12 protein-coding genes, 1 tRNA gene and 1 pseudogene are annotated in these 12,224 nt (G+C 46.3%); 6 read left to right on the top strand and 8 right to left on the bottom strand.

Annotated elements, in window-relative coordinates:
* The 3 genes and pseudogenes from M0413_RS15980 to M0413_RS15970 all read right to left on the bottom strand — a co-directional run.
* A pseudogene (locus M0413_RS15980) lies at positions 1 to 70 on the bottom strand (valyl-tRNA synthetase); the annotation flags it as partial.
* Positions 71 to 168: 98 nt separating this feature from the next.
* Positions 169 to 603: a DUF3069 domain-containing protein gene (locus M0413_RS15975; protein WP_037422197.1), complete on the bottom strand. Its 435-nt coding sequence runs from the start codon at positions 601 to 603 to the stop codon at positions 169 to 171.
* Positions 604 to 627: 24 nt separating this feature from the next.
* Positions 628 to 1,155 carry a phosphatase PAP2 family protein gene (locus M0413_RS15970; RefSeq protein WP_144374925.1) on the bottom strand — a complete coding sequence of 176 codons (528 nt, stop codon included), beginning with the start codon at positions 1,153 to 1,155 and terminating at the stop codon, positions 628 to 630.
* Positions 1,156 to 1,269: 114 nt separating this feature from the next.
* On the opposite strand from M0413_RS15970, the gene M0413_RS15965 reads away from it, so the two are divergent.
* On the top strand, positions 1,270 to 3,210 hold the full coding sequence (locus tag M0413_RS15965; protein ID WP_249554873.1) for a GGDEF domain-containing protein: 1,941 nt from the start codon (positions 1,270 to 1,272) through the stop codon (positions 3,208 to 3,210).
* On the opposite strand, the gene M0413_RS15960 is transcribed toward M0413_RS15965, so the two are convergent.
* On the bottom strand, positions 3,200 to 4,009 hold the full coding sequence (locus M0413_RS15960) for a substrate-binding periplasmic protein (protein ID WP_144374923.1): 810 nt from the start codon (positions 4,007 to 4,009) through the stop codon (positions 3,200 to 3,202). The genes M0413_RS15965 and M0413_RS15960 overlap by 11 nt on opposite strands.
* 162 nt (positions 4,010 to 4,171) lie before the next feature.
* Between M0413_RS15960 and queG the strand changes: the two genes are divergently transcribed.
* Complete coding sequence (queG, locus tag M0413_RS15955; protein ID WP_069454287.1) at positions 4,172 to 5,353, top strand: tRNA epoxyqueuosine(34) reductase QueG; 1,182 nt, start codon at positions 4,172 to 4,174, stop codon at positions 5,351 to 5,353.
* 17 nt (positions 5,354 to 5,370) lie between these two features.
* On the opposite strand, the gene M0413_RS15950 is transcribed toward queG, so the two are convergent.
* A complete protein-coding gene (locus M0413_RS15950) occupies positions 5,371 to 6,150 on the bottom strand; it encodes a TOBE domain-containing protein (protein ID WP_069454286.1) in 780 nt (259 codons plus the stop codon).
* Between the two features lie 202 nt (positions 6,151 to 6,352).
* Between M0413_RS15950 and modA the strand changes: the two genes are divergently transcribed.
* The 3 genes from modA to modC are packed head-to-tail and all read left to right on the top strand — an operon-like array spanning position 6,353 to position 8,954.
* Positions 6,353 to 7,138 carry a molybdate ABC transporter substrate-binding protein gene (gene modA / locus M0413_RS15945; protein WP_144374921.1) on the top strand — a complete coding sequence of 262 codons (786 nt, stop codon included), beginning with the start codon at positions 6,353 to 6,355 and terminating at the stop codon, positions 7,136 to 7,138.
* Positions 7,138 to 7,875: a molybdate ABC transporter permease subunit gene (modB, locus tag M0413_RS15940; RefSeq protein ID WP_144374920.1), complete on the top strand. Its 738-nt coding sequence runs from the start codon at positions 7,138 to 7,140 to the stop codon at positions 7,873 to 7,875. Before modA ends, modB begins: the two co-directional genes overlap by 1 nt.
* Complete coding sequence (gene modC / locus M0413_RS15935) at positions 7,869 to 8,954, top strand: molybdenum ABC transporter ATP-binding protein ModC (RefSeq protein ID WP_047539378.1); 1,086 nt, start codon at positions 7,869 to 7,871, stop codon at positions 8,952 to 8,954. The genes modB and modC overlap by 7 nt, the downstream gene beginning before the upstream one ends.
* Positions 8,955 to 9,026: 72 nt before the next feature.
* On the opposite strand, the gene M0413_RS15930 is transcribed toward modC, so the two are convergent.
* Both M0413_RS15930 and M0413_RS15925 read right to left on the bottom strand, forming a co-directional pair.
* Positions 9,027 to 9,113: transfer RNA gene (locus M0413_RS15930), tRNA-Leu, on the bottom strand.
* Between the two features lie 189 nt (positions 9,114 to 9,302).
* Positions 9,303 to 10,892 (bottom strand): bacteriohemerythrin, encoded by a 1,590-nt coding sequence (locus tag M0413_RS15925; RefSeq protein WP_047539348.1) that lies wholly within the window; start codon positions 10,890 to 10,892, stop codon positions 9,303 to 9,305.
* Positions 10,893 to 11,198: 306 nt separating this feature from the next.
* Between M0413_RS15925 and M0413_RS15920 the strand changes: the two genes are divergently transcribed.
* Positions 11,199 to 11,330, top strand: coding sequence for a DUF3149 domain-containing protein (locus tag M0413_RS15920; RefSeq protein ID WP_011715898.1), 132 nt, complete (start codon positions 11,199 to 11,201; stop codon positions 11,328 to 11,330).
* 120 nt (positions 11,331 to 11,450) lie between these two features.
* Here M0413_RS15920 and M0413_RS15915 read toward each other — a convergent pair whose 3' ends face one another.
* A complete protein-coding gene (locus M0413_RS15915; RefSeq protein ID WP_047540754.1) occupies positions 11,451 to 12,062 on the bottom strand; it encodes a superinfection exclusion B family protein in 612 nt (203 codons plus the stop codon).
* Positions 12,063 to 12,224 lie beyond the last annotated feature (162 nt).

Genomic DNA, 12,224 nt, shown 5'->3' with positions numbered 1-12,224 from the left:
CGCCTAATTTAAAGGCTAAGGTGTAATCTCGTTGTGTGCGCTTACGGCTTGAGTTAATTGATGTTGTCATAAAGAAGTCCTCTTTATGTCAACGTATTTCAGGACGAGACATTATTCCAATAAAAAGCCCGTCAATCGACGGGCTTTTTATTGGGTCAAACTCACAGCTTAAGGCGCCATCACCTGTTTAAAGCTATTGAGCATAGAACGATCGGTGCGGGCTTTTTTCAACTTACGCAGGCTTTCCTTGAGCGACTCATCGGCCAAACGGGTAAATATCCCGTTGTATTCCTTCTCGTTAATCGCTTCATCCGTATCCGCCTGCTCAGAAATCTCCTGTGCAACACGGCTGAGTTGCAACCAAGCATTAGCGATATAAAAACCATGGAATTCAGCCTGTGGCATTAAATTACGCGCACTGGCGGGTAACGCATCCCACGCTTGGCTAAATTTAGTTTCTCTGTCTTCTAACAGCTCGGCACATAAACCTTGATAGGCCGCTAATAGGCTCTCGGGCAATTTCGCCATAGGTAACACTTTATTGGCAACATTGTAAGAAATGCGCTCGGCAGTTTCGCGATACTCAACTGATACTTCAGCCATAATTTCTCTCTTAACTTAAGCGGCTTAAAATTGGCCGCTAATATACAAACCATAAACCCCATTGTGGGCTAAAGGTGTCACAGTGATCCCTTTATAGGGCTCAGTAAAATACCAACCCGCCAGTGCGCCAATGGCAGCGCCGGCGAGGACATCTTCTAAATAGTGCTTATCGCTCTCGACTCGGGTATAACCCACATAAGTCGCAGCAAGATACGCAGGCAGACCATATTGCCAGCCATAACGCTGCTGAATAAACGTGGCTGCCATAAAACTATCCGAGGTGTGCCCGGATGGGAAAGAATCATCACCACTGCCATCGGGTCTATCCTTATTGACACCCAGCTTAAGCCCTTCGACTATGACTCGGCTCGAGACTGCTGCTTTAAGTAATTGCCACGAGCCTTCATTCCCCTCTTCATAGAATAGGGTCGCGCCCAAAGCCGTCGCCGGCAGGAGTAAATGAACCACATCGCCCGAGGTCTCGATATCATCCGAGTTTGCCCAACTCGCTCCCGAGAACAGTAACAGTGCGGCACAGAGTAATTTTTTCAAGGGTTTTCCTTATTGGGTGAGATCCAAGGCGACGTTTATACCTTGATAGCGGAATGAATGCAAAAATTGCCAATACACAATGTAAACAATTAGTGAAAAACTTATGTTAGGATAATAGTTAGCTATCTGTTTCAAAGTGAACAGGAAATCTATCTCTTGCGATATTGCCGACGATTCTTTGCCATAGCACTACTCCTCTTCACCGGGCAAGCATACCTAGCTTTAGCTGAAGAGCCGCCACAGGTCGAACAAATATTCAAATTATTTGATAGCGGCGAGACAATGTCCCGTGAAGCCATCGAGAAAAATATTGCTTTACTAGAGCAGTACATCTCAAGTGATGATATAGAACGTATTGAAAAACTGAACCAAATCAAGTGCTGGAGCCAACCTTCAGATGATGAAGGCCAAATAACTAACGCGCTTAATTATGCCGAGCAAATGCTCTCACATATTCCATCTACCGCTTCGGCCCATTTTATTACCGATATAACCCTTTGCCATGCTTGGTTTTTACAGCTAAGTGGTGATATTAGTGGAGCTATGGAAGGTTATAATAAAGGCGTGAAAAGCGCATACGCGCATGAAGATATAAAACTCATTGCCGATGCCCGCAGTCTTCGTGGAGCACTACACTCCTATATTGGTGACTTTTCAGAGGCATTAGACGATCTTGTCACCGCACAAGGGCTTTATGAATCATTAAATCTCACAGGCTGGGCCAATATAAACTTGACCGATATTGCCACCAGCTTTAGACGCTATGGCGACCCTGAAAGCGCAATAAAATACTATCAAAAACTCAAAGAGTTATATTTAAAAAATGGCAATATGGATCAAGTTGCTGGTGTAACTTCAGATATTGGACTCGCCCTAGATGAAATAGGGGAGCATGAGCAAGCAATAGAGAACTTTCGCTTTAGTTACCAATACTTTAAAGACCACAAGTACAAGCTTGTGGCTGCAATAAATGCAACGAATATTGCCTACAGTCTTATTCAATTAAACCGGTTACAGGAAGCGGAAAACTATTTAAAGGAGGCTGCACTCGACATTACAGAGAAAGAGCCCGGAGCTTATAGTTTTATGAAGCTTTTTATGGCAAAAATCCTTTCTCAACAAGCTCTTTACCCAGAGGCGCTAACTGAACTAGCCTCAGCCGAAAATGCTTTTCGGACCATGCATAATGACCGTGGTCTTATTCAACTGTTACAACTCAAGAGTGATATCTATGCTGCGATGGGGGACTTACAGCAAGCCTACTATACTCTGCAGCAATTTGTTGATCTAACAAAGAAAGTTGATAACAACTCCACGGCTCACCAGACAACTGAATTAAAAGTAAAATTTGATACCAGTAGGATCGAGTCTGAAAACAAGCGATTGATTGATAATCAAAAATTAAAAGAGCAAGAATTAGCCTTGCTCGAAAAAAATAAGTCACTACAGCTTATCATTCTGCTGTTGACGGGCTGTATTTTGGGCATAGTGTCGCTATTTGCCTATAAGCAAGTGCACAGAAACCGCCAACTACAAACCATCGCCTTAACCGATTATCTCACCCAATTGCCTAATCGCAGGCATATATATGCCCAAGCAGAACAGTATTTTCAGCAAGCGATTAAACAGCAAATGCCTTTTTCGATCATCATCTTCGATGCCGATCATTTTAAAAAAATCAACGATAACTTCGGCCACGAAATTGGCGACCAAGCACTTTTAACCATAGCCCAGGCCTGCAAAGAATTTGCCGCGGACCGCAATCAAGTCGGCAGGATCGGCGGTGAGGAGTTTTTGATCTTATTACCCAATACCAGCGCTGAACGCGTTTGGGAGCTGGCCCATGAATTACAAAGCTTAATCAGCCGTTACGGCACCATTAATTTACCGGAAGAGTTAAAACTGACCGTCAGTGCAGGAGTTGCCACCTTATGTCCAGAGACAAAGCCTCAAGATGAAAGCTTTGCCCGTTTACTGAAACGGGCAGATAGCGCGCTGTACGAAGCCAAAAATGCCGGAAGAAACTGTGTTAAAGCTGCGGAACTTACCTGCTAGCTGAATTATTTTTACGCCAAAAAATCTGATTTTCGAGGGGGGGCTGCAGTGCGCCAAACCATTTTTGATAGACCTTTGCAAACTCCCCTGACTCTTTTAGCTTTTCTAACTCAACTTGCCAACGCTGCACAGTCTCGGCTGGTGTCCCCTTCGAGAAAGCAAGATAAAGATGGATTTCAGCGATAATATAAACAGGTTTAATAGCCGATTCCTTCGCCCCAACATCTTCAAGTATATGCTTTACCGCCAGATCAGCCTGACACCAGAATCGTATCCGCGAAAACAACAGCTGTTTAGCCGATTGCTGTGGAAAACTTGCCACTAAGAGGGCATTAACTCCCTGCTGTTGCAACAGTTGTGCCCCCACAGACTCTCGATACACACCAACAATTCCCGCCGTATTCACATCCAACAAGTGATTGATGCTGATAGGATCGTCCGCTCTGGTGTAAAGAGTAATGTTGCTAATCGCGATGGGACCAATAAAATCAAAATTGGCTTCCCGCTCATCGCTAATAGATGTCGCAAACAGCAGCACATTTGCCGTTGTACTCGCGATCGAATACGCCCGCGCCCAAGGCAATACTTCAATCTTTTCTTGCTGTCCAAGGCGAGCTTGCAGCATATTCACCAGTTCCACCCCAAAACCAGTGGGTACACCATCTTGCTCAAAACTCATAGGCGGCCAAGCTTCTGTGACTAAACGCACTGGAGCGGCTACCGCAAAGCTTAGCCCTGAATAACCTAAGCTCACACCTAATAACAATCGATAGCAGTACTTGGAAATGGCGGATAACATAGGCAAGGCCGAAGGGGAGGTTAATCTTAATCATAGATCTAATTTACGCACAGAAGAAAGTAACAATTGCTGTTTGGCTTAAATCCCCGAAACACTAAACTCGTCCGTAGCGGCTTAAAACTGCTATCATAGAGCAATCTTATTAAGTTCAACGCAGCTTCCATGTCAACCACAGCAACCTCTCCCGCCAATATTCCCGATGCAGCCACCCTATCCCGCCTCGCTTTACAAATTAAAAACTGGGGAAAGGCGCTCGGTTTTGCCCAAATAGGGATTTGTGACACCGATTTAACCGCGGAAGAAGCTAAGTTGGAAGCGTGGTTAGATAAAGGATATCAAGGAGAAATGGCCTACATGGCCACCCATGGCATGATGCGTGCCCGCCCCCACGAGTTGCACCCTGGCACAGTTCGAGTGATTTCTGCTCGGATGGATTATTTGCCGCCAGAGGCGGGGTTTGCCACTAACTTAGCCTCGCCGAATATGGGCTATATCTCGCGTTACGCAGGCGGTAGGGATTACCACAAACTTATCCGTGCCCGCTTAAAAAAGCTGGGCGATCAAATCAGTAGCGAGCTTGTCGCCTTGGGGTTTGATGCCGCCGACTTCAGGCCCTTTGTCGATTCGGCCCCAGTGCTAGAACGCCCACTCGCCGAAAAAGCTGGCATAGGTTGGACAGGTAAGCACTCACTTATCCTTAATCACGATGCTGGCAGTTGGTTCTTCCTCGGGGAATTACTGATCAACCTGCCCTTACCCGTAGACATTCCGATCCAAGAAGACTGCAACACCTGCGTGGCCTGCATCACCTCCTGCCCGACAGGCGCCATAGTCGAGCCTTATACCGTGGATGCACGGCGCTGTATTTCTTATCTCACAATCGAATTACAGGGTGCCATTCCCGAGGAGTTTCGCCCCTTAATGGGAAATCGCATTTACGGTTGTGACGATTGTCAGTTGGTGTGTCCGGTCAATCGCGAGGCGCCGCTGACTCAGGAGAGTGATTTCCACATTCGACCTAAACTCAAGCAGCCTGAACTGCTCACCTTGTTTGCGTGGAGCGAAACCGAGTTTCTTAAACAGACCGAAGGCAGCGCCATTCGCCGTATTGGTCATCAGCGCTGGCTACGCAATATCGCCGTCGCCCTAGGCAATGCGCCGAGTTCGCCGCAAATCATCGCCGCCCTTAAACAACGTAAAGCCCAAGCAGATGTCGATGAAATGGTGAAAGAACATATCGATTGGGCCCTAGTGCGGCAACGTGCGGGCGGCTCACAAACCAATAACCGTAAAACGGAGCGACTGGTTAGGGTCATCCAAAAAGGCTTACCACGGGATGCCTAGCATCTTAGCTTAATGCCTTAATTCATACTGGCAACAATCACTTGTGTGGCATCAAAGCAGGCAAAGCATGGCTCGCCTACGTTGAGCGTTTGAATATCGGCCAGTGGCATCACCGAATAGATAATCTCTTTGCCACCAATTTCTATGGCTAGTTCAGCCTTATCGGCCAGTTCAGTCACACTCAGTAAGTGCCCACTGACACAATTTTGCCCAGCGCTCTGGCAGGCATAACGATTGGCCGTCACCGCGGGTGCCTTAAACAACAATAGAATCGATTGGTCCAAAGCTAACTGCAGACGCTCAAAACTGGCATGGGTCACTGAGATTTGGATCTGTTGCCCCCCCGCCAATGTCACCTTCAGGCTGTCATTCAAACCGAGTGGCTCAATGCTGTGGATACGCCCCGTTAATTGGTTGCGAGCACTGGTTTTAAGGGAGAAATGCGCCATCACATCTAACAAACTGTGCATATCGACCGAATCATCAAGCAACGCCGACAGCGCCATTTCCTGCACCTGCGAGGTGATGGAATACACCTTAAGTAAACGCTCACCAAACTCGGTAAGTTTGGCGCCACCACCGCCCTTACCACCCTTTTCACTGCTGACGACGGGCTCGGGCATAGTGGTGTTCATCTCGTTTATTGCATCCCACGCGGCCTTATAGCTGATCCCCGCCAACTTAGCGCCCTGGCTGATAGACCCAGTATTAGCCACTTGGCGTAGCAAAGCTATCCGCCGAGGATTGGCGAAGGGTTTATCCCCCAATGACAATGTCAATAGTGCGTGTAAGTCCATGTTCCTGCGCGCCTTAGCTTAAGTGAATGCTATTGTCCCCGATCAATCTTGAGATACCAATACGTACGGTCGGAATTCTCCGCCGAGGTATTAGCGTTTTCGCCAATAAACCGAGCCGAGATCACTAATTTACGCATCGGGACTTGAATGATCGATATATAGATTGGTATATAACGATCACTTTTTATCACGGAGGAACACCATGAGCTCGCTCAAACACTTTTTACGCTTTACCACAGCCTCAGTCGTTGGCTTAGCCCTCAGTTGCAGCATCAGCTTTGCCGCAGACCAAGAACAAGTGACGGTTTTTGCCGCCGCATCCCTCACGAATGCGCTTAATGAGATTGGCCAGCAGTACGAAAAGGAACATCAAACGAAAGTGATTTTCTCCTTCGCCTCCTCCTCAACACTCGCCAAACAAATCGCTAATGGTGCGCCCGCCGATCTGTTTATCTCCGCCAACCAAAAATGGATGGATTACCTCGTCGAGGCCAAGGCGGTCAATGCCAATAGCCGCATTACCCTGTTAAAAAATACCTTAGTGCTGATTGCCGAAAAGAATAGCCCAGTAGACCAAATCACCCTAAACAGCGATTGGGATATTAAGGCCGCGGTCAATGGCAGCCGCTTAGCGGTGGGCGACCCTGATCATGTCCCAGCCGGACAATACGCCAAGCAAGCGCTTGAAAACCTGAATCTTTGGAAAACCGCCGAGCCACTGCTGGCGAGAGCAAACAATGTCCGCGCCGCTTTAGCATTAGTGGAACAGGGCGAAGCCCCGCTCGGTATCGTGTACTCGACCGATGCCAAAGTGGCACAAAAGATTAAAATTGTGGCAACCTTCCCCGCCACCAGCTATAGCCCGATTGAATATCCCAGCGCCTTAACTAAGCAAGAATCAACCGCCAGCGCTAAAAACTTTAATCAATACCTTCAAAGCTCAAGTGCAAAAGCAGTATTTGAAAAATATGGCTTTGGAGTGAACTAGTGCTGAGTGATGTTTTAGTAAGTGGCTCGCTGTTTAACGGGCCACTGCTCAGCGAATACGAAACCGCCGCGCTACTGCTGAGCCTCAAAGTCTCGGCGGTTGCCGTGCTCGCCAGTTTACCCTTAGGCATTTTATGCGCTTGGTTGCTGGCGCGCGTAGAGTTCCCCGGTAAGGCTGTCTTCGACAGTCTCCTACATCTCCCACTGGTGTTACCGCCCGTGGTGGTCGGTTACCTGCTGCTCATCAGCATGGGGCGTCAGGGCGTAATCGGACAATGGCTCTATAACTGGTTTGGCGTAAGTTTTAGCTTTAGCTGGCGCGGCGCGGCACTCGCCGCCGCTGTGGTCTCCTTTCCTTTAATGGTCAGAGCCATACGTCAATCCTTCGAAACCGTCGATATACGCCTCGAACAGGCGGCGCGCACCTTGGGAAGCAGCCGCTGGCGGGTATTTTTGACCATCACCCTGCCGCTCACCTCGCCCGGAATAGTGTCGGGAATGATCATCGCCTTTGCCCGCAGCCTAGGGGAATTTGGCTCGACAATTACCTTCGTCTCCAATATTCCCGGCGAAACTCGCACCATTCCGCTGGCCATGTATTCCTTTATCGAAACACCGGGGGCGGAATATCAGGCAATGCGCCTGTGTATCATCTCGATAGTGATAGCGCTGGCCTCCTTACTCGCCTCCCAATGGCTCACAAAAAAAGCCCTCAAAAGAACGGCAAGCGTATGTTAAACATCAATATTGAAAAACAACTCGGCCAACTACAACTCAAGGTGTACACCCATTTACCATTACAGGGCGTCACAGCCGTATTCGGCCGATCAGGAGCGGGCAAAACCTCCTTAGTGAATTTACTCGGCGGATTAACCACGCCAGACAAAGGCGAAATTAGCCTGGGCGATACACTATTGTTCAAGCATAAAACCGTTAATCTGCCCCCTGAAAAACGCCGAATTGGCTATGTCTTTCAAGAAGCGAGATTATTTCCCCATTACAGTGTGAAGGGCAATCTCACCTATGGGATGCGTCATAAAGCACCTGAATTGTTTGATAAAGTTGTCTCGCTACTGGGTATAGAAAAACTCTTAAGCCGCTATCCCAGCACACTGTCTGGCGGTGAAAAACAACGGGTCGCCATTGGCCGAGCCCTACTCACCTCGCCGCAAATGCTATTGATGGATGAGCCCTTAGCTTCCCTCGATTTACCCCGAAAACGCGAATTGCTGCCTTACCTACAAACCCTAGCGCAGGAATTGAAGCTACCAATCGTCTATGTGAGCCACAGCTTGGATGAAATCCTACAACTTGCCGACCATATGTTGGTGTTACATCAAGGAAAAATGATCGCCCAAGGACCGCTAACACAGGTATGGAATAGTGAACAAATGCGCCCCTGGGTACCATTGCAGGAATTAAGTTCGCTGCTGAGCGCCAGAATCGCCGACAGACATCCTGATTATCCAATGACCAGACTGTTGATGGATGACGGCAATCAGCTCTGGGTCAGCGGCCAATTGCCCCCCACCCATAAACAGTTAAAGGTACGCATTCAAGCGAACCATGTTTCGGTTTGCACTGAAGAACCTAAAGGCTCGAGTATTCGTAACTTACTAAGAGGAAACATAAAAGAGCTCTACCCCAGCGATAATGGCGAGCAAATTCAGCTAAAAATTGCACTAGGCAAAGAAGAACTGTGGGCCAACATCACCCCATGGGCTTGTGACGAGTTACAACTCGCTCCAGGAAAGGCTATCTATGCCCAAATCAAAGGCGTGACTATGACACAAATGGATATTGCCGAGTCCCACTAAGTTGCATGTTTGGAGCAAATTTAAGACACAAAAAAACCGACTCTAGGTCGGTTTGAGTCCCTTTGAAAGGGATGGTACCAGAGGACGGACTCGAACCGTCACGCTTTTAAGGGCGGCGGATTTTGAATCCGCTGTGTCTACCGATTTCACCACTCTGGCATTATCAATACTTAGAGCTAATAAAAACAACTAGCTGGCTTTAAGTGCTGGGAATTATACCTTTGCCAAAGACAATGGCAAGCCCTTTTAAAGACCTTGTTGGCAAATTAGTTTTAACCGCTCAAAAATCCGGCGTCTATTAATTTTACCTTGCATATTGCTCGATGACTCTTAAAACAGCATCTTAATCTACTCAGCGCCATGGGAAAGTAAAAACTGCGTATATTCCTTGTCACTTTTTTGAATATGGTTAACCAACCAAGATTTTAAGAATGCCATTAACTCGTCAGCCACATCTTCACCTCTACCAACCCGCTTTTGAAAATCAAGCACTTGACCAACAAGCTGCGCATGTTTCTCCTTATGGGCAATAGTTTGTGGGTATCCAAAACGAGCAAACAACTCTTCTTCATAGGAAAAATGATTCGCGGTGTAATCCACAAGTCCTTGAACAATCCGTTTAATCGCTTCGAGGCCATAGGCTTCGCTTAAGGTACGGTGCAATTCGTTAACAAGAGAGACTAAGCGTTGATGCTGGCGGTTAATCTCCGGCATACCGATATCAAGTTCTGGCCCCCATTTTACAAATAGTTGGCTTTGGGCTTGATTAGAGGTAAATAGCTGCTTATCCACATGGAAACGATGTAGCAGTGAACCAATCTCCTGAGACATATTATAAACCTTAAGACTAGATAGATTGGTTAGATTAGTATGATGTGCATTTTTCAACGCTAATTCAGTCATCGCGTTGATATTTTTGTTAATTTCCTCTGCAACTGCATGCTGCTCTTCCGATGCAGTGGCAATTTGATGAGACATATCCGTAATGCTTTCAACGTGAGTGACAATTTCACCCAAAGATTGATGCGCTTTCTCTACCATCAAGGCGGTTTCATCGGCGATAGTGACGTTTTTTAACATCACTTCAACCCCTTGTTGAGCGCCCTTTTGTAATGCGGTTATCTGCTGTTGAATTTCGGCGGTCGCCTCTGAGGTACGTTTTGCCAAATTACGGACTTCATCGGCAACAACCGCAAATCCACGGCCATGCTCACCCGCTCGGGCACTCTCAATCGCCGCATTAAGAGCCAATAAGTTGGTTTGTTCGGCCACTTGCGAGATAGTCTCAATAATGCTGCTAATGCTATTCGTATCGGCGGCAAGGTGTTCAATCACTGCTTTTGTTTGGTGAATTTGCGAAGTCATATCGCTGATTTTATTGACAATAGCGCCCATGACTTCATCACCATGTTTAGCTGAAGTCTGCGCAATATCAGCGGCTTGCGCGGTATTAGCCGCATTGTGTGACACTTCTTGTACGGTTGAAACCATCTGGGTCATGGCCGTTGCCGCAAGCTCGGTTTGACGTTCTTGCTCCAAAACGCCTTGTTTTGCCTGCTCACTAATCGTCTTTATGTCGGTGGCGACCTTCTTCATCCATTCGCTGGTATCAACTAGAGATAGAATAGTACGACTCACATCTTCGCCCATGCGATTGATGCTGTGAACGACAGTGTGAAACACTCCCGCATCTTTCTCATCAAGCTGGTAACTCAAATCACCGTCACCCAAGTGATGAGCCGCACGCTCGAGGTGCCTCAGATTACGGATAAGTTTGTTAATGTTAAAAAATAGAATAAGGGCAAGTGCGATTAAACATAAGGTTGCAACCCAATGCGCGCTACTAAGCAAACAATAAAGGGGATATAAAAGTAAGACCATAGGAGCGAAAATAATACCATATCCCATAGTGCCCTTTTTAACAGTGGTGCTAGCCATTTTTGGCTCCTTCAAAAATGCAGTCTAACTTCAATCAATGCTAAAACGGATTAGCAAATACCTTGTTCTTGGTATCACTTAATAGTTACTACTCTTAAGACTAGTCCCGAATGAAGTAAGAAACAAAGCCCAAAAGATTGAGTTTGATAAAATTTCATCACCCGCTAAATTTGAAGTAGATCACAGGGTTAATCTTTGGTTACAAGATTGTTTTAGGACGTCGATTTTTTATTGATCAGGATCAGTATTTGCTGACAGTAAGAGCGCTAGTGTATGGATGACTTCACAAGAAAGAGGATTTCAATCATGGCATTTTGGTTAGATTTAATGTTCGGTAACCCAATTGGTTTACTTTCAATGATCGTTATCTTTAGCACTATAGGGATAATTTCTTATATCACTTGGATGTTTATCGTGAAGTCAGCGCAACAATCGTAGTTTTTGCTTCCAAATTGTTATTCTGTTCATTGTAGCTTGTAAAAATTGCACGTTGTTATGGGGGTTCCATTAACCCCCATTTTTTATGCCTGTAATTTCGAGTTAGAGCCAACGCTACACTTAAGCTGCGTGTTTACGGTTTTGTACTAAGCCATTGAGAAACTGCGGGCGCGCTTTAATCAGATGTTGCATTTCTTCTTCACTTGGTTCCCCTGCAGGTAAACGTAAAACGCCCCGATTTAAGTAGATACGTGCTTTCATCGAAATTTTATAGTCTGCTGTGGGCCCTTGGATTGCGTAATGACGTTCATTACCTAAACATTCGAGGATACAGGCACTGAGCAAACTTTTGACCGCGGGTTCGTTTTGCGGCAATGTCAAAATAGTGGCTCCTTGCAAAAAGAATTCTCGTAATAATGCTCGCTCTGCACGATCCAGCAAATTAACTTTTGCTTCAATGGTCTCGGTGATGCGCTTATCACTTAAATGACGAATCGACTCATCTAATCCCAAGTTCAATAACTGAGTTAAAAAATACGCGATCGAGATAATAAGTCCAAGCCCGACAAAATGTGCGTGCTCGGGTACAAACTTATCCAGTGCCAGCAAAGTAAGAATATTTGACGGCATCGCCAATAAAACTGCACAACTCACCATTAGCCACAGCATAACCCGAAACATTACCTTCTTAGGGTTAAACAACTTCACTGAATCGAATTTGAGTTTAATCATAGTGTTATCCCAGTGACAAAAAATTGAACTTAGCCAAGACCAAGCAAGTTTGATGCCATTGCTTTATTCAATATTGAGGGATTTTTCACTGGGATAACATGCGAAATTTTTTAAGCTTGAGTCTATGCTTATAAGCATCCAACTTGCTATCAGATAAAGATT

This window comes from Shewanella sp. 8A (assembly GCF_023475945.1).
GTDB classification, from domain to species: Bacteria; Pseudomonadota; Gammaproteobacteria; order Enterobacterales; family Shewanellaceae; genus Shewanella; species Shewanella xiamenensis.
Note: the sequence above shows the minus strand (reverse complement) of the source record. Positions and strands in the feature narration are given on the sequence as shown.